Raw genomic sequence first — 21,830 nt, forward strand, 5'->3', positions numbered from 1 at the left:
TCACAGTGGTGTCAGCTTGGCGAAACCCAGTACCAGCCACTTGTCGCCCTCGCCCTCGAAGCTGACCTGGACGCGAGCCCGTTCGCCCTCCCCTTCGGCGTTAAGAATCACCCCCTCGCCGAACACCGGATGACTGACCCGCTGGCCCAACGAGAGCGACGGTAATGTATCGCCGCCGTTGACCGAGCTCTGGCGCCAGCCCTGACTGGGACGAGACGTGGTCACCGGACGCGAGATCTGGCCGCGCAGGCGGACCTCTACGAGAAATTCCGCGGGGATCTCGCGCAGGAAGCGCGAGGGACGCTGGAAGGTCTCCTTGCCATGCAGGAGCCTGAGCTCGGCATGGGTCAGGTACAGCTTGCGCATGGCGCGGGTCAGCCCCACGTAGCACAACCGCCGTTCTTCCTCGAGGCGGCCCGGTTCCTCCATCGACATCCGGTGCGGGAAGAGTCCCTCCTCGACGCCCGCGATGAAGACCACCGGGAACTCGAGTCCCTTGGCGGAGTGCAGGGTCATCAGCTGCACGCCATCCTCGAAGTCCTCGGCTTCATGGTCGCCGGCGTTAAGCGCCGCTTCGGCCAGGAAGGCCTCCAGCGCCACCACGCCCTCACCGGCCACCGGCGGCTCGAAGGCATCGCCCTGGGTGAACGCCTTGGCCGCCGTGACCAGTTCCTCGAGGTTCTCGACACGCGCTTGGCCTTTCTCGCCCCGTTCGCTGCGATGGTGCTCGATCAGCCCCGTATGTGCCATGACGTGATCGATGATCTCGTCGAGCGCCAGGCCGGCGGTATCGTTGTCGAGGCGCTCGATCACATCGGCGAAGGACTTGGTGGCCGAAGCGGCGCGGCCCTTGAGCGAGGCATCGAGCAGGGCATCGTGCAGCGCCTGCCACAGTGAGACGCTGGTCTGGCGAGCTCGGCTGCGCAGTATCTCGACGGTGCGGGTGCCGATGCCGCGGGCCGGCACGTTGATCACCCGCTCGAGTGACGCATCGTCGTCGCGGTTGAGCAGCAGGCGCAGGTAGGCCAGCGCGTTCTTGATCTCCAGGCGTTCATAGAAGCGCTGACCGCCGTAGATGCGGTAAGGCACGCCCTGGCGGATCAGCGTCTCCTCGATCACCCGGGACTGGGCGTTGGAGCGATAGAGGATGGCGATCTCGCGACGCGTATGGCCTTCGTTGACCCGTTCCTTGATGCTATCGACGATAAAGCGCGCCTCGTCGAGGTCGTTGAATCCGGCATACAGCGAGATAGGCTCGCCGCGGCTGTCGTCGGTCCACAGCTCCTTGCCCATGCGTCCGGCGTTGTGACTGATCAAGGCGTTGGCGGCATCGAGGATGGCACTGGTCGAGCGGTAGTTCTGCTCCAGGCGCACGGTGCGCGTGTCGGTGAATTCCTGCTCGAAGCGGCGGATGTTCTCCACCCGCGCGCCGCGCCAGCCGTAGATCGACTGGTCGTCGTCGCCGACCACGGTCATCGGCGTGCGCATGCCGGAAAGCAGCTTGAGCCAGGCGTACTGCAGGGTATTGGTGTCCTGGAACTCGTCGACCAGTACATGCCCGAAGCGCTCCTGGTAATGGGCGAGCAGCGCCGGGTTGTCGCGGATCAGCTCCAGGCTTCTGAGCAGCAGCTCGCCAAAATCGACCAGGCCACCGCGATCGCAGGTCAGCTGATAACGCTCGTACAGCTCGACCATCTGGCCGAGATAGGCATCACCGTGAGCGTCGACCTGGTGGGGACGCAGGCCTTCCTCCTTGCAACCGGAGATGAACGACTGCACCTGGCGCGGCGGGAAGCGCTCGTCATCGATGCGGTAGTCCTTGAGCAGACGCTTGACCAGGCGCAGCTGGTCGTCGGAGTCGATAATCTGGAAATGCTGCGGCAGTCGCGCATCCTGCCAGTGGGTGCGCAGCAAGCGGTGGGCGATGGAATGAAAGGTGCCGACCCAGACGTTGCGCAGCGAGATGCCGAGCAACGCCTCGAGGCGGGTGCGCATCTCGCGGGCCGCCTTGTTGGTGAAGGTCACGGCGAGTACCGCATAGGGCGAGAGCCCTTCGGCCTGCATCAGCCAGGCGATGCGGTGGACCAGCACCCGGGTCTTGCCCGAGCCGGCGCCGGCCAGCACCAGCATGTTGCCCTGTGGGGCGCTGACGGCCTCGCGCTGGGCGGTGTTGAGGTGATCGAGGATGGCCGTGACGTCGTCCATAGCGGGAAGCGATTGCCGAGTCGAAAATGAGCGCCCAGCTTAGCATATCGCCCTGCCGCGCGGGCTCAGGGCTTGCGCTGCGGCTCGGGGAAGCGCAGCGGCGTGAGACTCTTCTTCACTTCGCGGAGCTGCTCGGCGAGCCGTGGCCCGCGGGTCTTGGCCACTCCCACCGCCAGCACGTCGACCAGCACCAGGTGGGCGATCCGCGAGCTCATGGGCGTGTAGATCTCGGTGTCCTCGTGGACATCGATATACAGCGGTAGGGTGACTTCCTCTGCCAGCGGCGAGCCGCTGGGGCACAGGCCGATCACCGTGGCGCCGGCCTCGCGGGCCAGGCGCACGCTGGCTACCAGGGCGCGCGTGCGGCCGGTCTGGGAGATCGCCACCACCACGTCGCCCTCCTTGAGGGTCACCGCCGACATGTTCTGCATGTGCGGATCGGCGTGAGCAGCGGTGGAGATCTGCAGGCGGAAGAACTTGTGCTGGGCATCGAAGGCCACCGCTCCCGAGGCGCCGAAACCGTAGAATTCCACCCGGTTGGCCATCGCCAGGGCATTGATCGCCTGGCCGAGGGCCTCATTGTCGAGTCGGTCACGCACCGACAGCAGGGTCCCCACGGTGGAATCGAAGATACTGTGGGAAAACTCCGCCACCGAATCGCTGTCGCTCATCGAAAACTGGGCAAACTGATTGCCCGTGGCCAACATCTGAGCCAGCTGCAACTTGAAGTCCTGAAAGCCACCGCAACCCAGCGCCCGACAGAATCGCACCACCGTTGGTTCGCTGACCTTGGCTTCAGTCGCCAGGTCGACGATGCGCATATGGATAACGTCTTCAGGATTGCGCAGAACGAAACGAGCGACCTTCTGTTCGGAGCGACGAAAATGCTCCATGCGTCGTCTCATCTCATCGAACAGGGCACGGCTCACGTGACACTCCTTGCAGGCAGGCCTCCCGCCACATAACGAGCGAGACGGCGAAAAACGATGGCGAATACGCCCACCTAGTATGCCCCAAGCCGACCCGTGATGGGCACCGCCCAGTCGAGTGACGCATGCAGAGTGTGATTTTCATCAGCGTTAATACAGCGTTGTGGCTTTTTCACCCACCCCGTCATCATTCTGTCAAGTGAGGTATAGTAAGAATTGCAGTGTCGCGCAGCGTCCATGATGCCGGCACATTCACTGCAGACAGGAGAGTCAAACATGCGCAATGTCGAACGGTTATCCTCCCTGAAGACGGAACTCCTCGACATCTTCATGAGCATGCGAGTTGCCGAACACGAGCAGCGCTCCCGCACCGCCGCTCAACGTAATCTACGCGCGCGGCGAGGTATCGAATTACACAAGGAGTTCAAGCAGCTCTCGCAACATCTCGCCTCACTGCCCGAGGACGAAGCAGTAGAAGACGAAATACACTGAAACAGGAAGGCCATGGAACGAATGGCGAAGGGGATAGAAGGACAACGGCACACGAAACGGTTCAGAACAGGCTAGCCTGACTCTCCCCAGCGAAGGGCGCGAGAGGCGGCAGTGAACAGCGTTCGATAAGCCGCGAATACAGGCGCTGAGCGAGTTCCGGGGCCTGGCGGTTATCCGGAGTATGCACAAACAGAAAAGGGGTTTTCCCCTGATTTATCCACAGGCAGAGCCGCTCGATCCAAGGCTCGAAATAACGCTCGTTGAGCTTAGTATCCAAGTGACCGATGAAACGCACCAATGGCCTCTCTGCCGTGGAAAGCACGTGTAATGGGCGTTTTGGCTTTTCCTTCCGTGCCTTATGCACTACCGGGGCCTCATTATCCAATGTTGCGAACAGCGCCCGCACATCGAGCATTACTCGATCCACGCCTTGACTTATCAACAATTGGTTAAGCGCAGTTTCCGCCTCCCCCTTGTGGAAGAATTCACTGTGTCGCACTTCCACCGCACAGGGGATTGCTGACGGCCAGCGAGACAGCAGGTGATCCAGCTGTGGCAGCTCGTCGACACCAAAATCCCTGGGCAGCTGAACCATCATTGGGCCCAGGCGATCGTGCAATGGCGCCAGCGCCTCGAGAAACGCCTCGAACTCGGATTCTATCCCTACCAGTCGAAGTTCATGCGTCAGCCGTGCCGGCAATTTGAAACAGAAGCGAAACCCGGCGGGTGCCTGCCTCGCCCAGGCCGCCACCTTTTCGGCTCGTGGGGCGCCGCTGTAGAAGGTGGTATTGCCCTCCACGCTGGAAAATATCCGAGCATAATCGCCCAACCACCCATCGCTGCCGGGGTGAGGCGGATAGAGGCTGCCGCGCCAGGCGTCGTTGGCCCACATCGGCAGGCCAAGATAAAGGCGCGGCATTGGGGATTACTCCACTGTCACCGACTTGGCCAGGTTGCGCGGCTGATCGACGTCGGTGCCCTTGAGCACCGCCACGTGATAGCTGAGCAATTGCAGCGGCAGAGTGTAGAGGATCGGCGCCAGGGCCTCGTGAACATGCGGCAAGCGCATCACGTGGATCCCCTCCGCCTCCTCCAGTACCACATGCTCGTCGGCGAACACATAAAGCTCACCGCCTCGGGCACGGACCTCCTGCAGGTTGGACTTGAGCTTGTCGAGCAGCTCATCATTGGGCGCCACCGAGATGACTGGCATCTCGCTGTCCACTAGCGCCAAGGGACCATGCTTCAGCTCGCCGGCCGGGTAGGCCTCGGCATGGATATAGGAAATCTCCTTGAGCTTCAACGCTCCTTCCAAGGCAATGGGGAAGTGAGCCCCACGCCCCAGGAAGAGCGCATGGTGCTTCTCGGCGAAGGCAGTGGAGAGCGACTCGATCTGCCCATCAAGCGCCAGGACCCGCGTGATCAGCGCCGGCAGGCCCCTCAGGGCCGACACCAGCTCGGCCTGAACGGTCTCGTCCAGGCCCTTTATCCGACCCAGCGACAGGGTCAACAGCAACAGCGCGACGAGCTGGGTGGTGAAGGCCTTGGTGGAAGCCACGCCGATTTCTGGCCCGGCGTGCGTCATCAGAGTCAGGTCCGATTCGCGCACTAGGGAGCTTCCCGGCACGTTGCAGATCGCCAGACTGCCCAGATAGCCGCTTTCACGCGCAAAGCGCAACGCCGCCAGGGTATCGGCGGTCTCACCGGACTGGGAGAGCGTCACAAACAGCGTTCCCTCGGGCACCACCACCCGGCGGTAGCGGTATTCGGAGGCGACCTCGACCTGGACAGGGACGCCGGCGAAACGCTCGAGCCAGTACCGCGCCACCATGCCGGCATGATAACTGGTGCCACACGCCACGATATGCACCTGCTTGACGCGATCGAACAGGGCTGCGGCCTCAGGGCCAAAGCTCTCCACCAGCGCCCCATGTTCGCCCAGACGACCTTCCAGCGTAGCGGCGATCACTGCCGGCTGTTCATGGATCTCCTTGAGCATGAAGTGGCGAAACTCGCCCTTGCTGGCGGCGCCATCGCCATGCTCGAAGGTATGCACCTGGCGCTCTACCACCCGACCCGACGCATCGTGAATCTCGATGGCGCCCCCGCGTGACAGGCGCACCAGATCACCCTCCTCCAGATAGATGAAGCGGTCGGTGACCTGCAGCAATGCCAGCGGGTCAGAGCCCAGGAAGGCCTCGTCGATCCCCACGCCGACGACCAACGGGCTGCCCTTGCGCGCGCCGATAATGACATCGGAATCCTGGGCGTTCATCACCGCCAGCGCATAGGCGCCATCGAGTTTCGCCAGGGCCCGTTTCACCGCATCGAGCAGGTCGTCGCCGGTGCGAGATTCCTGGTCCACCAAGTGGGCCACCACTTCCGTATCGGTTTCCGAGCTGAAGTCATAACCGTTAGCGACCAGTTCACGACGCAGGGTTTCATGGTTCTCGATGATGCCGTTGTGCACCACCGCCAGCCGCTCGCCGGATTGATGCGGATGCGCATTGGTTTCGGTGGGCCGGCCATGGGTCGCCCAGCGGGTGTGGGCGATGCCACAGCGGCCCGACAACGGTTCGGCAGCGAGACGCTCCTCTAGCGCTGCCACCTTTCCCGCCGCCCGACGGCGCTGCAGGCTGCCGCCGGGCGACTGAACCACCATGCCTGCCGAATCATAGCCGCGATACTCGAGTCGCTTGAGGCCTTCAAGCAGGATGCCTTGAACATTGCGCTCGGCAACGGCACCGACGATTCCACACATGCCACTTCTCCTTGTTGCAGGGCTGGAAATACACCAGCGACTACGACGAACGCTTGGTTGGCCGCGTCCAGCCAGGCTTGCTGACCTGGCGGCTGCGCGACACGCACAGGGCACCATCGGCGACATCTTTGCTGATCGTCGACCCCGCCCCCACCGTCGCCCCTTTGCCGACGCTGACCGGCGCCACCAGCGCAGTGTTCGAGCCGATGAAGGCCTCGTCATCGATCTCGGTGCGATGCTTGTTGGCGCCATCGTAGTTGCAGGTGATGGTCCCCGCGCCCATATTGACGTTGCGACCCAGGCGAGCGTCGCCCACGTAGCTCAGATGATTGATCTTGCTGCCCTCGCCAACCTCGACATTCTTGGTTTCGACGAAGTTGCCGATTTTCGCCCCGACCGCCAGCCGCGACCCCGGCCGCAAGCGCGCAAAGGGGCCGATATAGTTGCGACCGGCCACGACCGCCCCATCGAGCACGCTGTGCGATTCGATTACCGATTCGGCGCCGACATGACTGTCGCGAATCACGCAGTATGGACCAATGCGCACCCCTTCCCCCAGTTCGACATCGCCCTCGAAGACACAACCGACATCGATCTCCACGTCGTGGCCGCAGGTCAGTGTGCCCCGGATATCCAGGCGATCTGGATCGATAAGCGCCACACCGCCCGCCATCAGCGCCTCGGCCTGGTCTCGCTGGTACGCCCGCTCCAGACGCGCCAGTTCGGCACGGTTATTGACTCCCTCAACCTCTCGCGTTCGGTCAGGCTGGGTAGTGACGATCGTGACGCCCTCGGCAGCGGCCATGGCGATGATATCGGTGAGATAATATTCGCCTTGGGTGTTGTCGGCGGAGAGCTGCGGCAACCAGCGCTGCAACTGTTGGGCGGTCATCGCCATGATACCGGTATTGCACTCGCGAATCGCCCGCTGGGCGTCGCTGGCATCCTTGTGCTCGACAATTGCCACCGCCTCGCCGTCGACATTGCGCAGGATACGACCATAGCCCCCCGGATTCTCCAGGGTAACGGTCAGCAGCCCGAGATGCTGTTCGTCGACGCTCTCGAGCAGCTTCGCCAACGTTTCGCGGCGAATCAGTGGCACATCGCCGTAGAGTACCAACACCTTGCCATTGCCCAGTCCCTTCAGCGCCTGGGCCACGGCATGGCCAGTGCCTTTCTGCTCGGTCTGCAAGGCGAATCGGACCGGACAGTCGACAAGCGCTTCACGCACATGATCGGCGCCGTGTCCCACCACCACATGGGTCCGCTCGGCCTGGAGCCCGTGAGCCGTGTCGATGACGTGTCGCACCATGGGTTTGCCGGCCAGGCGATGGACCACCTTGGGCCGAGTAGAACGCATGCGACTGCCCTGCCCAGCCGCGAGGATCACCACATCGAGACTCATCGTGACTCCTTGACGATTGGTCGTTGTTGCCAGTTTAACGAATTGCAGGCGGGACGGCCGTTTTCCACCGACCCGACGGTGTCACGTCTCATTTCCGACCTCGAGGTCTTCTTCTTCGACCAGCGCCTCGCCGAAGTGCGTGACGAACGCGGGGCTGACACGACTGAGCCAGCCACCGTCATCGTCGCGCACGATCATCAGCACCTCTAGCTGCTGGCCGCGGGCCACCCTCATGCCCTGTTCGTCGCCCAGCACCATCAAGGCCGTGGCCCAGGCATCCGCCCAGGCGTTAGAGGGATGCGCAACCGTCACCGAAGCCAGGCGATGTTCGATGGGCCGCCCGGTACGCGGATCCAGGGTATGCGAATAACGTTGTCCCTCCGACTCGAAGTAGTTGCGATAATCACCCGAAGTGGCCACCGAAATATCGTGCAGCGGGAGGATATGCCGCGCCTGCTGCGGTCCATTATGGGGTCTTTCGATACCGATCTGCCATGGCGTATCTTCCCGGTCTCGATACCCTTGGGCCAGCAAGTCACCGCCGAGGTTGACCAGGTAATGCTCCATGTCCTGGCGCTCCAGATAATTCGCGACGCGATCGGTCGCATGGCCCTTGGCCACAGCGGAGAGATCGATGAAAACCTCCCGGGTCCGCCGAGCCTGGCGAGATTCGACATCAAGCTCAAGGCTGTCGGGGCCGATCTCGGCCAACCGTGTTGTCAGGGTCTCGTCATCCGGCGCCTCGCGGGACCGCGCCTCGGGGCCGAAACTCCACAAGTTCACCAATCCGCCGATGGTGATGTCCAAGGCGCCGTCGCTTGCCTTACCCACCGATTGACTGATCGATAACACCTCGATCAGCTCGTCGGAGAGCGGCTGCCACTCTCCCACCGGCGCCTCATTGAAGACCATCAGCTCCGAATCGTCACGCCAGGTGGACATGGCCGCATCCACCGATTCGAGTTCGGCAACAATCCCTTCTTCCAGCACCTCGGCCTCGCTCAGGGTCAGCGGGTCGGCGATCGACACCTGGTAGAAGGTCCCGAAGATTTCGCCTTCAAGCTTGACCGGCGACTCCAAGGGGCGATCCCGCTCGGAACAGCCTACCAGCAACACCAGCAGCAGGGTCAGACACCATGGCAAGCAGCGCATCGACAACATCGTGAACAGACTCCGTCAAGGCGTAAAAAAAGCGGCTAGCCGAACAGCCACAGCAGGGCGACACCGAGAATCAGCCGGTAGACCACGAAGGGCTGCATGCCGAGGCGTCGGATGAAGGCCAGAAAATAGTGAATACACAGATAGGCGCTGAGCCCTGACACCAGCGCTCCCAACAGCATGTTGGTCACATTCACCGATACGGAAGCGTTAACGAGATTGAAGATTTCGAGGCCCGCGGCCAGCACGATGACCGGGATCGACAGCAAGAAGGAAAAGCGTGCCGACGCCTCGCGGTTCAAGCCGAGAAGCAGGGCCGCAGTCATGGTGATCCCCGAACGCGACGTGCCGGGAATCAGTGCCAGCGCCTGCGCGAGTCCGATCCACAGCACGTCGACCCAGTTCATGCTGTATTCGCTACGGGCACCCCGATGGCGCCAGTCGGCATACCCCAGCAGAATCCCGAAGACAATCAACCCACCGGCCAGAATGAGTGGCGAGCGCATGGCCGTCTCGATGGTATCGTGCAAGCTCAGTCCGGCAAGCGCCACCGGCACGGTAGCCAGGATCACCCACCAGGCCAGGCGGGCGTCGTCGTCGGTGCCTTTCCCCGCCACACTGATACCCCAGCTGCGCGTCATGGCAACCAGCTCATGGCGAAAGTAGAGAACGACCGCCGTCAGGCTGCCCAGATGCAGCGCCACATCGAAGGCCAGACCTTGGTCCCCCCAATCGGAAAAGACCGGCACCAGAATCAAGTGGGCGGAGCTGGATACGGGCAGGAACTCGGTCAGTCCCTGAACGATAGAAAGAACGACGATCTGGAGCCAATCCATGAAGCTTCCTGCTGAAGGAACGGAGACGGTGAGACCCGTGTTAAAGACCGTGAAGAGGATACACAAGCCGGGGCGTGATGTCCGCCCGTTGATGCCTCAGGAAGCGCTAAGTAACGCCGTAACGCACGAAAAAACGCCCCCCGAACCGGGTCCGGGGGGCGTCATCTACGGCGGAGAGCTCGCTCAGCTCTTGCCGCCGGCCTTCTTGCGCAATTGCTGAATGGTCCGCAGCTGCGCCACCGCCTCGGCAAGCTCGGCCGAGGCGCGGGTATAGTCGAGCTCGGATGACTTGTCATTCAGGTGTTTCAGCGCTTGCTGGCGTGCCTCTTCGGCAGCCGCTTCATTGATGTCATGCGCACGGGTCGCCGCATCGGCCAGGATGGTCACCACGTCGGGCTGGACTTCCAGGAAGCCTCCCGAGACGTAATAGCTCTCCTCCTGGCCGCCATCGTAGATCACGCGCACCGGCCCCGGCTGGAGCTCGGTGAGCAGCGGGGCGTGGCCGGGAAGAATCCCCAGCTCGCCCATCAGGCCATTGGCGATGATCCGCTCAATCTCCCCAGAGAAGATACCTTCCTGGGCGCTGACGATCTCGCATTTGAAGCTTTTCGTCATGACGACGTCTCCCGGGTGGAAGGGATTACTTCATCTGGTTGGCTTTCTCGACGGCCTCGTCGATGGTGCCGACCATATAGAAGGCCTGTTCCGGCAGCTCATCGTACTCGCCGTCGAGGATGCCCTGGAAGCCACGAATGGTTTCCTTGAGCGACACGTACTTGCCGGGCGAGCCGGTGAAGACCTCGGCGACGAAGAACGGCTGCGACAGGAAGCGCTGGATCTTGCGCGCCCGGTACACGGACCGCTTGTCCTCGTCGGACAGCTCGTCCATCCCCAGGATGGCGATGATGTCCTTGAGCTCCTTGTAGCGCTGCAGCACCCCCTGCACGCCCCGCGCAGTGTTGTAGTGCTCCTCGCCCACGACCAGCGGGTCGAGCTGACGCGAGGTAGAATCCAGCGGGTCGATGGCCGGGTAGATGCCCAGTTCGGCAATCGAGCGCGCCAGTACCACGGTCGCATCCAGGTGGGCGAAGGTGGTCGCCGGTGACGGGTCGGTCAGGTCATCCGCCGGCACATAGACGGCCTGTACAGAAGTGATCGATCCGGTCTTGGTCGAGGTGATGCGCTCCTGAAGCAAGCCCATCTCTTCGGCCAGGGTCGGCTGGTAACCCACCGCCGACGGCATACGGCCCAGCAACGCCGAGACCTCGGTACCGGCCAGGGTATAACGGTAGATGTTGTCGACGAAAAGCAGCACGTCACGGCCTTCATCGCGGAACTTCTCGGCGATGGTCAGGCCGGTCAGCGCGACGCGCAGGCGGTTGCCCGGCGGTTCGTTCATCTGACCGTAGACCAACGATACCTTGTCGATAACGTTGGATTCAGTCATCTCATGATAGAAGTCGTTACCCTCGCGGGTCCGCTCACCGACACCGGCGAACACCGAGTAACCGCTATGCTCGGTGGCGATGTTGCGGATCAGCTCCATCATGTTGACCGTCTTGCCCACACCGGCGCCACCGAACAAGCCGACCTTGCCGCCCTTGGCGAACGGGCAGACCAGGTCGATGACCTTGATGCCGGTCTCCAGCAGTTCTTCGGCAGCGGCCTGGTCGGCATAGCCGGGCGCCTTGCGGTGTATCGGCATGCGCTCGGCCTCGCCGATCTCCCCCGCCTCGTCGATGGGCTCGCCGAGCACGTTCATGATGCGACCCAGCGTCTCCGTACCTACCGGCACGGAAATGGCGGCACCGGTGTTGTCGACCGCCATGCCGCGCTTGAGACCTTCGGTGGAGCCCATGGCGATGGTGCGCACCACGCCATCACCCAGCTGCTGCTGAGTCTCGAGAACGGTCCCGACTTCCGAGACCTTCAGCGCGTCGTAGACCTTGGGAACATCGTCCCGCGGAAACTCTACGTCAATCACCGCGCCGATGATTTGTACGATACGTCCGCTCATCTTGGTTCCTCTCAAATACCTGCAAATGAAACCTGCTTGCCGGGAGGGCCGCGCCCTCCCCGACGCTAAACGGCAGCGGCGCCACCGACGATCTCGGAGATTTCCTGGGTAATGGCGGCCTGGCGGGCCTTGTTGTAGACCATTTCCAGATCGTCGATCAGACCGCCCGCATTGTCGGTGGCACTCTTCATGGCGATCATCCGCGCGGCCTGCTCGCAGGCCCCGTTCTCGACCACTGCCTGATAGACCTGCGATTCGACGAAACGCACCAGCAGGCTATCCAGAAGCGCCTTGGCATCCGGCTCATACAGGTAGTCCCAGCTACCGGGACGCTTGTGTTCTTCGTCGTCAGGATCCTTCCCCATCTCGGGCGACAGCGGCAACAACTGACGAACTACCGGCTGCTGGACCATGGTGTTGACGAATTCGTTGGATACCACGTAAATGCGATCCAGCTGGCCCTCGTCATAGGCATCCAGCATGACCTTCACGCTGCCGATCAGGTCATCGACTTCTGGCGATTCTCCAAGGCCGCTCTTCGCCGCCACCAGGTTGCCCCCGTAGCTGCGGAAGAAGCCGCCAGCCTTGCGGCCCAGCGCGCAGAAATCCAGCTCGACGCCGTCGTTGCGCCAGCCTCGTGCGTCATTGACCACAGCCTTGAACAGATTGACGTTCAGGCCCCCGCACAGCCCACGATCAGTAGAGACGACGATGTAGCCGACTCGCTTGACCTCACGATCGACCATCCACGGATGCTTGTACTCCGGGTTGGCATCGGCGATGTGGCCCACGACGCTACGGATCTGACGCGCATAAGGCTGACCGGCCTTCATCAGGTCCTGAGCCTTGCGCATCTTCGACGCAGCCACCATTTCCATGGCGCTGGTGATCTTCTGCGTGTTCTTGATGCTCCCGATCTGGGTGCGTATCTCTTTTGCAGCTGCCATAGCGATCTACTCCGTTCGTGGCACTCAGAAGGCTCCAGGGCCCGCCCAGGTAGAGCGAGCCAACGGGATTACCAGCTCTGAGTGGCCTTGAACTTGTCGAGACCCTCTTTCAGACCGCTCTTGATCTCGTCGTCGTAGTCGCCGGTCTGGTTGATCTTGTCGAGCAGCTCGCTGTACTCGGCCTTCATGAAGTCACGCAGCGCGCGCTCGAAGGGCAGCACCTTGCTGACCTCGACGTCCTCCAGGTGACCCTCGTTGGCCGCATACAGGGAGACGGCCATCTCGGCCACCGACATCGGCGAATACTGATTCTGCTTCATCAGCTCGGTGACGCGCTGACCGTGCTCGAGCTGCTTGCGGGTAGCTTCGTCCAGGTCGGAGGCGAACTGGGCGAAGGCCGCCAGTTCGCGGTACTGGGCGAGGGCCAGACGCACACTGCCGCCGAGCTTCTTGATGATCTTGGTCTGGGCCGAGCCACCGACACGCGACACCGAGAGACCGGCGTTGATGGCCGGACGGATGCCCGAGTTGAACAGGTCGGTCTCGAGGAAGATCTGACCATCGGTGATCGAGATCACGTTGGTCGGCACGAACGCAGAGACGTCGCCACCCTGGGTCTCGATGATCGGCAGGGCCGTCAGCGAGCCGGTCTTGCCCTTGACCTCGCCATTGGTGAACTTCTCGACGTAGTCGATGTTGACGCGGGCGGCACGCTCGAGCAGACGCGAGTGTAGGTAGAAAACATCACCCGGGTAGGCTTCACGTCCCGGCGGACGACGCAGCAACAGTGAGACCTGACGATAGGCCACGGCCTGCTTGGAAAGATCGTCATAGACGATCAGGGCGTCTTCGCCGCGGTCGCGGAAGTACTCGCCCATGGTGCAGCCGGAATAGGGGGCAAGGAACTGCATCGGCGCCGGGTCGGCAGCGCCTGCGGCGACCACGATGGTGTGCTCCATGGCACCGTGCTCTTCGAGCTTGCGCACCACGTTGGCAATGGTCGACTGCTTCTGACCGATGGCCACGTAGACACAGGTGACGCCCTTGCCTTTCTGGTTGATGATCGCGTCGATGGCGATGGCCGACTTACCGATCTGGCGGTCGCCGATGATCAGCTCACGCTGGCCGCGGCCGATCGGCACCATGGCGTCGATGGACTTGAAGCCCGTCTGGATCGGCTGGTCGACGGATTGGCGCGTGATGACGCCCGGCGCGACCTTTTCCACCGCATCGGTGAGCTTGGTGCTGATATCTCCCTTGCCGTCGATGGGGTTGCCGAGCGCATCCACAACGCGTCCACACAGTTCGGGGCCCACCGGCACTTCGAGAATGCGCCCGGTGCACTGGGCCGTCATGCCCTCTTCAAGTTCCTGGTAGTCGCCGAGCACCACGATACCCACCGAGTCGCGCTCGAGGTTGAGCACCATGCCGAAGATGCTGCCGGGGAATTCGATCATTTCACCGAACATCGCATCCTCGAGCCCGTGAACTTTCACGATGCCGTCGGAAACGCTGACGATGGTGCCCTGATTACGGGCTTCAGATGCGACATCCAGCTTCTCGATACGCTGCTTGATGATGTCGCTGATCTCGGAAGGATTCAGTTGCTGCATGCCATGTCCCTCTGACTCAAGCGGAAAGGGCTTCGGAAAGGCGCGTTAGTCGACCGCGTACCGACCCGTCGATGACGGTGTCGCCGGCACGCAGGACAACGCCGCCGAGAAGCGCCGGGTCCACCTGAGTGGTAATGGAGATTTCGCGATTCAGGCGCTTCTTGAGCGCACCGGCGAGCTTGTTCTGCTGCTTGTCGTCGAGCGGGTAGGCCGAAACCACGGTGACATCGACGCGTTGCTCGAGCTCTGCACGCAGCCGCTCGAACTGTTCGGCGATGGCCGTCAGCGCCGGGAGACGATTCTTGGCGCCTAAGGTCTCGAGAAAGCGGCGGGCCGCCTCGTCGGTATCGACCTCGGCCAGCTCGAGAAGTATCGCCACCTTGCGCTCGGCCGTGAGGCCGGGATGCATCAATAATTTCTGGACATCACGCACGGCGGCGACCCGGCCCAGCTTGACCAACAAGTCGGCCCAGACATCAAGCGCCTTGTGATCGCGGGCGTACTCGAATGCTGCCTTGGCGTAGGGTCGCGCGACGGTAGATGTTTCCGCCATGGATCACCTCCTCACAGTTCGGCGGCAAGCTTGTCGAGCAGCTTGCGGTGTGCCTTCTCGTCAACGGAGGCTTCAAGGACCCGCTCGGCACCGGATACCGCCAGATGCGACACCTGAGCACGAAGCTCTTCCTTGGCGCGCTGGACTTCCTGATCGATCTCGGCACGAGCGCTGGCAACGATGCGCTCACCCTCATTACGGGCCTGCTCGCGAGCTTCCTCGATCATTTGCGAGGAACGCTTGTTGGCCTGCTCGAGGATCTGAGACGCCTGTTCCTTGCTTTCGCGCAGGGTCTCGTTGGCACGCTCCTGCGCGAGCTCAAGGTCACGCGTGGCACGGCTGGCCGCGTCCAGGCCGTCGGCGATTCTCTTCTGACGCTCGTGGAGCGCATTGCTGATCGGCGGCCACACATACTTTGTGCAAAACCAGACGAAGATCGCGAAGGCGATCGTCTGTCCGATTAGCGTCATGTTGATATTCACAGGGATGTACCTCTGACAGGTTCGTGGCGACCGGAAACCGACAAACCGAGCGCACGGCGCTCGGTCATGTCATTAACCGGCAACGACGAAGATCAGGTACATCGCGATGCCCACACCGATCATCGGCACGGCGTCGAGCAGGCCGGCCATGATGAAGGTCTTGGTTTGCAGCTGATCACCCAGTTCCGGCTGGCGCGCGGTGGACTCGAGCAGCTTGCCGCCCAGCAATGCGAAGCCGATACCGGTGGCCAGGGCGCCGAGGCCGATGATGATCGCAGCAGACATGTAGACCATTTCCATGATGATACTCCTGATGTTGAGTTGTGGTTCAGCGGGTGACGGGTTTAGGGGTTGAGTGGATCAAGCAGAGAAGCGTGGCTCGGGATCAGTGGTGCTCGTGAGCAGCGCTCAGGTACACGATGGAGAGCACCGTGAAGATGAAGGCCTGCAGGGTCACCACCAGGATATGGAAGATGGCCCAGGGCACGTCGAGCAGCCAGATGGCCCAGAAGGGCAGCAGGGCGATCAGGATGAAGATGACCTCGCCGGCGAACATGTTACCGAACAGACGAAGGCCGAGACCTAGTGGCTTGACCAGCAGGCCGATGACCTCGAGCACCAGGTTGAAGGGAATCAGGGCCCAGTGATTGAACGGCGTCAATGAAAGCTCCTTGGCGAAGCCGCCGGCGCCCTTGACCTTGATGCTGTAATAGATGATCAGGCAGAAGACGCCCAACGCCATGCCCAGCGTCGCATTGGGGTCGGTGGTGGGCACGATCTTCATGTAATCGACGCCGAGGCGGATGAAGAGCTCGGGGAAGTAATCGACCGGGATGATCTTGAGCGTATTCATGAGCAGGATCCACACGAATAGCGTCAGCGCCAGCGGGGCGATGACCGGGTTTCTACCGTGGAAGGCCGAGCGCACGAGATTCTCGATGAATTCAACGACCATCTCGACCGCGTTCTGCAAGCCGCTCGGCACCCCGGTGGTCGCCATGCGGCCCGCCTTGCGGAACAACCAGATAAACAGTGCCCCCATGGCGATGGACCAGCCCATGGTATCCAAGTGCAGGGCCCAAAACCCCATCTCGCGAGCCTCGAGAGCGGAATGGGCCATCGACCAGCCATTCTCGGGGTGATAACCGAAGGTCAGATTCTGAAGGTGGTGCTGAATATATTCCGTCGGCGAGGGGTTGTTACCAGCCATGGATCTGCCTCTCGTTGGGGTCGGTCAGGCACGCAGCAGCCAAGGGGACAGCCAGTGCATAAGGTGAACCGCCACGTATGCGCTAAAGAAAAAAACCGGGTTTGAGGGAGGCGCTGACACGAATACTAGAGCGAACAGTGCCACCGTCAAACCAAACTTGCCTGCTTCGGCGCGATAGAAATCGATCACGAAGCGTGTTGTCTGCCGTCTACCCTTGGCGGGGATGAGTCGCCAGACGAAATACAGGTTAGGCAGAAAACACACCAGTCCGCCACCTAGCGACGATATAGCGGCCTTGGGTCCGCCGAACATCAGACCGAGCAGAGTTATGGCCAACACTGCCAAGCCTTGACTCAGCAACAAGCGTCGAAAATCAGGCCCTCGTCGCATGACTGCCGGCCCGTGCCTGCGCCTTATCTGGCAGTCTTATCGACCTCGCCTTGCTCGGAAAATCTGGCCTCCGCCAAGCAAACAAACACCGGCGGATTATAGGGAACCCCCCCTGACCATTCAACCAAAGAGGCGGCGATTCAAGCATTAAACGGTTTTTTTTCGACCAAAGGGGGACGCTAGCCCACCCTGGATGAGCAAAAGCAGGACATGCCCGACTTACGCTCAATGTATATGCTCCAGGATGCCATCCAGCTCGTCGAGGCTGGCATAACGAATTGTGACCCGTCCCTTGCCACTGCGCCCGTGCTGGATCTTGACCGGCGCCCCCAGCACTTCGCCCAGACGGGTTTCCAGGCAGGCCACATCGGGGCTCGGCGACGGCGTTGTCGGTTTGGCGGTATCGCCCGCCACCAGCCGCTTGACCAGTGCCTCGGTATCGCGAACGGTAAGATCCTTGTTGACCACCTCATGGGCCGCCTTGCGTTGCTTAGCACCGGACAACGCCAACAGGGCACGCGCGTGGCCCATGTCCAGGTCGCCACGCTCGAGCAGCGTCTGGACCTCGGGGTCGAGCGCCAGGAGGCGCAGCAGGTTGGCGACCTGGGCCCGCGAGCGACCCACGGCATCGGCAACCTGCTGCTGGGTCAAGGCGAAGTCCTCGAGCAGGCGCTTGAACGCCATCGCCTCTTCGACGGGGTTGAGATCTTCGCGCTGAATGTTCTCGATCAACGCCAGGGCCAGTGCGACCTCGTCACTGACCTCTCGGATAACGGCCGGGATGGTGTCGAGCTCGGCGAGCTGGGCAGCCCGCCAGCGTCGCTCGCCAGCGATAATCTCATAGCGCGACTCGCCGATAGGCCGCACCACGATGGGCTGCATAACGCCCTGGGCGCGGATCGAGTCAGCCAGTTCCTCAAGCGCCTCGGGCTGGATATCGCGCCGCGGTTGATACTTGCCGCGAGTCAGCTGACCCAGCGGCAGGCGCTCGAGTCGCTCTTCGGCGACGGGTGATGCGTCAGGCTCGCGGTCATCACTCGCTATGGCCGGATTGAATTCCGGCAGGTCCAGGCTCTCGCGGCGACGGGCGTTGGCACCGATCAAGGCATCCAGGCCACGTCCCAGGGCGCGTTTACGCGTCATCGACTTTCCCTCATCACGGCAGACGGTGTGTCAGCGCTGGTGCTACAACGACAGGCGCCGGATCAATTCCTTGGCCAGCACCCGATGGGCCTGGCTCCCCCGCGAGAAGCGCGCGTACTTGGTCACCGGCAGGCCATGGCTCGGCGCCTCGGCAACCCGCACGTTGCGCGGAATGGTGGTCTTGAGCAGCACGTTGCCGAAATAATCGCGAAGCTGCTTGCTGACGTCGCGCGTCAGGCTGATGCGTGAATCGAACATGGTACGCAGGATGCCGTAGATTTCGAGATCGGGATTCACGCTATCCTTGAGCTGCTCGACGGTATCGAGCAGTGCCGAGAGGCCTTCCATGGCGTAAAACTCGCATTGCAGCGGAATCAATACGCCATCGGCGGCGGTCAAGGCGTTGACGGTGAGCATGTTCAGCGACGGCGGGCAGTCGATCAGCACGACATCGTATTCACCGGCCACCTTGCCGAGCGCCTCGACCAGGCAGCGTTCTCGCCCTTCCTCGCGATCGAGAAGTTCTACCTCGGCGGCCGTCAAATCGCCATTGCCCGGCAGCAGCGCGTACCCAGCGGTGGGGCAGTCGAGAATCACCTCAGTAGCCAGCTTATCGCCCAGCAAGATGTCAAGCACGCTGCCATCGAGCTCGTGCTTGTCTACACCGCTCCCCATGGTGGCATGACCCTGAGGGTCAAGATCGACCAGCAGCACGCGACGATCCAAGGCCGCCAGGCTGGCGGCGAGATTGACGGCCGTGGTGGTCTTGCCCACGCCGCCCTTCTGGTTGGTCAAGGCGATAATCTTGGTCACAATTGACATCCTTGGGGTAACAGAGGCCTCAGGGGAGGTCTTGAGTGGAACCTTGGCGCTCGAGAATCACCAATTGACGGTTGCCCTCCTCGAAGGGCACCGCCAGGGCATGGCGCGACACCAGTGCCACGGCCTCGGGCAGTGCAGCAAGTTCATCCTCCACAGCCGGTCCCTTCATGGCCAGCCACTGGCCATTGGGCGACAGCAGATGCCTGGTGAGGCCAATGAAATCACCAAGGCTTGCAAATGCCCGCGAGATCAGCTGATCGAAGTGTCCCTCGAATGTCTCGACCCGCGCCTGCACCGGGGTGACATTGGTTAGCCCCAATTCCAGCACGGCCTGGCGTTGAAAGCGTACCTTCTTGCCGTTGCTGTCCAGTAGCATGACCGCGAGCTCCGGCTTGAGTATCGCCAGCGCCAGCCCGGGAAACCCCGCGCCCGACCCCACATCGAGAAGGTTCGGACCGATGACATGCGGCAGGACTGCGGCACTATCGAGGAGGTGACGAGACACCATCTGCTCGGGTGAGCGCACCGCGGTGAGGTTATAGGCGTGGTTCCACTTGTGCAACAGTCCTATCAGCGCCAGCAAGTCCTGGCGCTGGCGGTCGCTCACCACGAGATTGAGACGCGCTAAACCGGTGACCAGGCGGTGCTCGACGGTCGACGGCGTGACACTCGTCATCCGTTGGCGACCCGGTCGTCCTGCACCAAGCGGCGCTTCTTGAGATGGATCAGCAGGATCGACACCGCGGCAGGCGTCACCCCGGAAATCCGCGAGGCGTGCGCCAGCGTCTCAGGGCGTGCCTCCTCGAGCTTCTGGCGGATCTCGTTGGACAAGCCCTCCACTCGGCTGAAGTCCAGGTTGCTGGGCAGCGGAGTGGCTTCGTGGCGCTTGAGCTTGTCGATCTCGTCCTGCTGACGGTCGATGTAGCCTTGATACTTGGCCTGGATCTGCACCTGCTCGGCGACGGCCGGGTCCGTCGCGGCCTCACCGGCGATGTCCGGCAGATCTGCGAGATCGGCATAGGTCAGCTCAGGACGCTTGAGCAGGTCACTCAGCCGGTACTCACGGGATAGCGGCTTGCCGAGTTTCTCGTCGATCACCGCGGCGGCGGCGGAGCCAGGCTGTACCCAGTGGGACTCGAGTCGAGTGGTTTCCTGTTCGATCGCCTCGCGCTTGGCGACGAAATCGGTCCAGCGTTGATCGTCGACCAGCCCCAAGGTGCGGCCGGCCTCGGTCAGTCGTAGGTCGGCGTTGTCCTCGCGCAGCAGCAGCCGGTATTCGGCGCGGGAGGTGAACATTCGATACGGCTCCTTGGTGCCCAAGGTGATCAGATCGTCGACCAGGACCCCGAGATAAGCCTCGTCACGGCGGGGCCACCAGGCCTCGAGCCCCTGGGCGCGTCGAGCGGCATTAAGGCCCGCCAGCAGACCCTGTGCGCCCGCTTCCTCATAGCCGGTGGTGCCGTTGATCTGCCCGGCGAAGAACAGGTTGTGGATAAATTTCGTCTCCAGCGAATGCTTGAGGTCGCGGGGATCGAAGAAGTCGTACTCAATGGCATAGCCTGGGCGGGTGATGTGCGCGTTTTCCATGCCCTCGATGGAGCGCACCACCTGAAGCTGGACATCGAAGGGCAGCGAGGTCGAGATGCCGTTGGGGTAGAGCTCATGGGTGTCCAGTCCTTCGGGCTCGACAAAGATCTGGTGGCTCGTCTTGTCAGCAAAACGGTGGACCTTGTCCTCGATCGACGGGCAGTAACGGGGCCCGACACCCTCGATAACGCCCGAGTACATGGGTGAGCGCTCGAGGTTGGCCAGTATGATCTCGTGGGTGCGCTCATTGGTATGGGCAATATGACAGCTCACCTGGCGAGGGTGCATGGCCTGCGAACCGCGGTAGGACATCACCGGCACGGGCATATCCCCTGGCTGCTCCTCGAGTCGTGACAGGTCGAGGCTCCTGGCGTCTAGGCGCGGCGGCGTGCCGGTCTTGAGGCGATCGACCCGGAATGGCAAGGCACGAAGTCGCTCAGCAAGGGCGTTGGATGGCGCATCACCAGCACGTCCGCCGCGACTGATGTCGAGTCCGATGTGAATCACCCCGCCAAGAAAAGTCCCGGTGCACAGCACTACGCTTTGAGCGTGAAAGCGAATCCCGGTTTCGGTGATCACGCCACGTACGGTGTCGCCGTCGACGAGCAAATCCCCGGCCGCCTGCTGAAAGAGCGTCAGGTTGGGCTGGTTTTCCAGCATGCTGCGAATTGCTGCCTTGTAGCGGACCCGATCAGCTTGAGCACGGGTCGCGCGAACTGCGGGACCCTTGCGGGCATTTAGCACGCGAAACTGGATACCACCCTGGTCGGTGGCAAGTGCCATGGCCCCTCCCAACGCATCGATCTCCTTGACCAGATGACTCTTGCCGATCCCGCCGATAGCGGGATTGCAGGACATCTGACCCAGCGTCTCGATGTTGTGCGTCAGCAGCAGCGTTTGACAGCCCATACGAGCGGAGGCCAGTGCGGCTTCGGTTCCCGCATGACCACCGCCGATGACGATGACGTCGAAGCGGTCGGGGTAATCCAAGGTACACCTCGTTGGGCGCCGTAGCGCCTGTGTTGCAGCAAGTCAGTAACGAAATCAGCCCGGCAGTATAAACCTCCTGTGGGTAAACGTCAGGGTTTTCCACATCCGATCTTGGGTTTCTCGAGCCCTTCAGCGTTATTATTAAATTAAACAAAATATAAAGAGAAGTTCTGTTGTTGTTGTAACTACTGGTGTGGACAAAATCCGTGGATAACCCTGTAAACTTACTATCTAACAGCATCTTGCATTGTTGACTATCATACGGATAAACGGCGAATGGACTGCGTACT

The 21,830-nt window shown here is 62.0% G+C and carries 21 protein-coding genes; 1 reads left to right on the forward strand and 20 read right to left on the reverse strand.

Going from position 1 to position 21,830, the window contains the following annotated elements; genetic code table 11:
* Entirely contained in the window at positions 1-2,205 is a 2,205-nt protein-coding gene (gene uvrD / locus KG088_RS06795) for a DNA helicase II (protein WP_213824752.1), read from the reverse strand.
* 65 nt (positions 2,206-2,270) lie between these two features.
* Complete coding sequence (hexR, locus tag KG088_RS06800) at positions 2,271-3,134, reverse strand: transcriptional regulator HexR (protein ID WP_213824753.1); 864 nt, start codon at positions 3,132-3,134, stop codon at positions 2,271-2,273.
* Positions 3,135-3,410: 276 nt separating this feature from the next.
* On the opposite strand from hexR, the gene KG088_RS06805 reads away from it, so the two are divergent.
* Positions 3,411-3,626 carry a PA3496 family putative envelope integrity protein gene (locus tag KG088_RS06805; RefSeq protein ID WP_213824754.1) on the forward strand — a complete coding sequence of 72 codons (216 nt, stop codon included), beginning with the start codon at positions 3,411-3,413 and terminating at the stop codon, positions 3,624-3,626.
* Between the two features lie 61 nt (positions 3,627-3,687).
* On the opposite strand, the gene KG088_RS06810 is transcribed toward KG088_RS06805, so the two are convergent.
* The 18 genes from KG088_RS06810 to mnmG all read right to left on the reverse strand — a co-directional run bounded on the left by KG088_RS06810 (position 3,688) and on the right by mnmG (position 21,540).
* Entirely contained in the window at positions 3,688-4,545 is an 858-nt protein-coding gene (locus KG088_RS06810) for a DUF72 domain-containing protein (RefSeq protein ID WP_213824755.1), read from the reverse strand.
* 6 nt (positions 4,546-4,551) lie between these two features.
* Positions 4,552-6,387 carry a glutamine--fructose-6-phosphate transaminase (isomerizing) gene (gene glmS, locus KG088_RS06815; RefSeq protein WP_213824756.1) on the reverse strand — a complete coding sequence of 612 codons (1,836 nt, stop codon included), beginning with the start codon at positions 6,385-6,387 and terminating at the stop codon, positions 4,552-4,554.
* Positions 6,388-6,427: 40 nt separating this feature from the next.
* Positions 6,428-7,792, reverse strand: coding sequence for a bifunctional UDP-N-acetylglucosamine diphosphorylase/glucosamine-1-phosphate N-acetyltransferase GlmU (gene glmU / locus KG088_RS06820; protein ID WP_213824757.1), 1,365 nt, complete (start codon positions 7,790-7,792; stop codon positions 6,428-6,430).
* Between the two features lie 81 nt (positions 7,793-7,873).
* The gene (locus KG088_RS06825) at positions 7,874-8,944 is read right to left on the reverse strand and encodes an FAD:protein FMN transferase (RefSeq protein ID WP_250148112.1); all 1,071 of its coding nucleotides are present in this window, start codon (positions 8,942-8,944) and stop codon (positions 7,874-7,876) included.
* A gap of 44 nt (positions 8,945-8,988) precedes the next feature.
* Entirely contained in the window at positions 8,989-9,786 is a 798-nt protein-coding gene (locus KG088_RS06830) for an undecaprenyl-diphosphate phosphatase (protein WP_213824759.1), read from the reverse strand.
* 183 nt (positions 9,787-9,969) lie between these two features.
* Positions 9,970-10,401: a F0F1 ATP synthase subunit epsilon gene (locus KG088_RS06835; RefSeq protein WP_089793695.1), complete on the reverse strand. Its 432-nt coding sequence runs from the start codon at positions 10,399-10,401 to the stop codon at positions 9,970-9,972.
* Positions 10,402-10,426: 25 nt separating this feature from the next.
* Positions 10,427-11,803: a F0F1 ATP synthase subunit beta gene (gene atpD, locus KG088_RS06840; RefSeq protein WP_213824760.1), complete on the reverse strand. Its 1,377-nt coding sequence runs from the start codon at positions 11,801-11,803 to the stop codon at positions 10,427-10,429.
* 65 nt (positions 11,804-11,868) lie between these two features.
* On the reverse strand, positions 11,869-12,750 hold the full coding sequence (gene atpG / locus KG088_RS06845) for a F0F1 ATP synthase subunit gamma (RefSeq protein ID WP_213824761.1): 882 nt from the start codon (positions 12,748-12,750) through the stop codon (positions 11,869-11,871).
* Between the two features lie 68 nt (positions 12,751-12,818).
* Complete coding sequence (atpA, locus tag KG088_RS06850) at positions 12,819-14,363, reverse strand: F0F1 ATP synthase subunit alpha (RefSeq protein ID WP_213824762.1); 1,545 nt, start codon at positions 14,361-14,363, stop codon at positions 12,819-12,821.
* A gap of 16 nt (positions 14,364-14,379) precedes the next feature.
* Positions 14,380-14,916, reverse strand: coding sequence for a F0F1 ATP synthase subunit delta (locus KG088_RS06855; protein WP_213824763.1), 537 nt, complete (start codon positions 14,914-14,916; stop codon positions 14,380-14,382).
* An 11-nt stretch (positions 14,917-14,927) separates the two neighbouring features.
* On the reverse strand, positions 14,928-15,398 hold the full coding sequence (locus tag KG088_RS06860) for a F0F1 ATP synthase subunit B (protein WP_213824764.1): 471 nt from the start codon (positions 15,396-15,398) through the stop codon (positions 14,928-14,930).
* A 72-nt stretch (positions 15,399-15,470) separates the two neighbouring features.
* Positions 15,471-15,698 (reverse strand): F0F1 ATP synthase subunit C, encoded by a 228-nt coding sequence (atpE, locus tag KG088_RS06865; RefSeq protein ID WP_089793707.1) that lies wholly within the window; start codon positions 15,696-15,698, stop codon positions 15,471-15,473.
* An 85-nt stretch (positions 15,699-15,783) separates the two neighbouring features.
* Positions 15,784-16,608 carry a F0F1 ATP synthase subunit A gene (atpB, locus tag KG088_RS06870; RefSeq protein WP_213824765.1) on the reverse strand — a complete coding sequence of 275 codons (825 nt, stop codon included), beginning with the start codon at positions 16,606-16,608 and terminating at the stop codon, positions 15,784-15,786.
* A gap of 24 nt (positions 16,609-16,632) precedes the next feature.
* Positions 16,633-16,998 (reverse strand): ATP synthase subunit I, encoded by a 366-nt coding sequence (locus tag KG088_RS06875; protein ID WP_213824766.1) that lies wholly within the window; start codon positions 16,996-16,998, stop codon positions 16,633-16,635.
* 225 nt (positions 16,999-17,223) lie between these two features.
* Entirely contained in the window at positions 17,224-18,141 is a 918-nt protein-coding gene (locus KG088_RS06880; protein ID WP_213824767.1) for a ParB/RepB/Spo0J family partition protein, read from the reverse strand.
* Positions 18,142-18,183: 42 nt separating this feature from the next.
* A complete protein-coding gene (locus KG088_RS06885; RefSeq protein WP_213824768.1) occupies positions 18,184-18,954 on the reverse strand; it encodes a ParA family protein in 771 nt (256 codons plus the stop codon).
* A 28-nt stretch (positions 18,955-18,982) separates the two neighbouring features.
* Positions 18,983-19,639, reverse strand: coding sequence for a 16S rRNA (guanine(527)-N(7))-methyltransferase RsmG (gene rsmG, locus KG088_RS06890; RefSeq protein WP_213824769.1), 657 nt, complete (start codon positions 19,637-19,639; stop codon positions 18,983-18,985).
* Positions 19,636-21,540: a tRNA uridine-5-carboxymethylaminomethyl(34) synthesis enzyme MnmG gene (mnmG, locus tag KG088_RS06895; protein WP_213824770.1), complete on the reverse strand. Its 1,905-nt coding sequence runs from the start codon at positions 21,538-21,540 to the stop codon at positions 19,636-19,638. Before mnmG ends, rsmG begins: the two co-directional genes overlap by 4 nt.
* Positions 21,541-21,830: the final 290 nt, after the last annotated feature.

It is taken from the genome of Halomonas jincaotanensis (assembly GCF_018448785.1).
Taxonomy (GTDB): Bacteria; Pseudomonadota; Gammaproteobacteria; order Pseudomonadales; family Halomonadaceae; genus Halomonas; species Halomonas jincaotanensis.

Excerpts from the sequence above, each read along its gene's own strand:
- uvrD (WP_213824752.1), bottom strand. The coding sequence starts at position 2,205 with ATGGACGACGTCACGGCCATCCTCGATCACCTCAACACCGCCCAGCGC.
- KG088_RS06805 (WP_213824754.1), top strand. The coding sequence starts at position 3,411 with ATGCGCAATGTCGAACGGTTATCCTCCCTGAAGACGGAACTCCTCGAC.
- KG088_RS06810 (WP_213824755.1), bottom strand. The coding sequence starts at position 4,545 with ATGCCGCGCCTTTATCTTGGCCTGCCGATGTGGGCCAACGACGCCTGG.
- glmS (WP_213824756.1), bottom strand. The coding sequence starts at position 6,387 with ATGTGTGGAATCGTCGGTGCCGTTGCCGAGCGCAATGTTCAAGGCATC.
- glmU (WP_213824757.1), bottom strand. The coding sequence starts at position 7,792 with ATGAGTCTCGATGTGGTGATCCTCGCGGCTGGGCAGGGCAGTCGCATG.
- KG088_RS06825 (WP_250148112.1), bottom strand. The coding sequence starts at position 8,944 with ATGCGCTGCTTGCCATGGTGTCTGACCCTGCTGCTGGTGTTGCTGGTA.
- KG088_RS06830 (WP_213824759.1), bottom strand. The coding sequence starts at position 9,786 with ATGGATTGGCTCCAGATCGTCGTTCTTTCTATCGTTCAGGGACTGACC.
- KG088_RS06835 (WP_089793695.1), bottom strand. The coding sequence starts at position 10,401 with ATGACGAAAAGCTTCAAATGCGAGATCGTCAGCGCCCAGGAAGGTATC.
- atpD (WP_213824760.1), bottom strand. The coding sequence starts at position 11,803 with ATGAGCGGACGTATCGTACAAATCATCGGCGCGGTGATTGACGTAGAG.
- atpG (WP_213824761.1), bottom strand. The coding sequence starts at position 12,750 with ATGGCAGCTGCAAAAGAGATACGCACCCAGATCGGGAGCATCAAGAAC.
- atpA (WP_213824762.1), bottom strand. The coding sequence starts at position 14,363 with ATGCAGCAACTGAATCCTTCCGAGATCAGCGACATCATCAAGCAGCGT.
- KG088_RS06855 (WP_213824763.1), bottom strand. The coding sequence starts at position 14,916 with ATGGCGGAAACATCTACCGTCGCGCGACCCTACGCCAAGGCAGCATTC.
- atpE (WP_089793707.1), bottom strand. The coding sequence starts at position 15,698 with ATGGAAATGGTCTACATGTCTGCTGCGATCATCATCGGCCTCGGCGCC.
- atpB (WP_213824765.1), bottom strand. The coding sequence starts at position 16,608 with ATGGCTGGTAACAACCCCTCGCCGACGGAATATATTCAGCACCACCTT.
- KG088_RS06875 (WP_213824766.1), bottom strand. The coding sequence starts at position 16,998 with ATGCGACGAGGGCCTGATTTTCGACGCTTGTTGCTGAGTCAAGGCTTG.
- KG088_RS06880 (WP_213824767.1), bottom strand. The coding sequence starts at position 18,141 with ATGACGCGTAAACGCGCCCTGGGACGTGGCCTGGATGCCTTGATCGGT.
- rsmG (WP_213824769.1), bottom strand. The coding sequence starts at position 19,639 with ATGACGAGTGTCACGCCGTCGACCGTCGAGCACCGCCTGGTCACCGGT.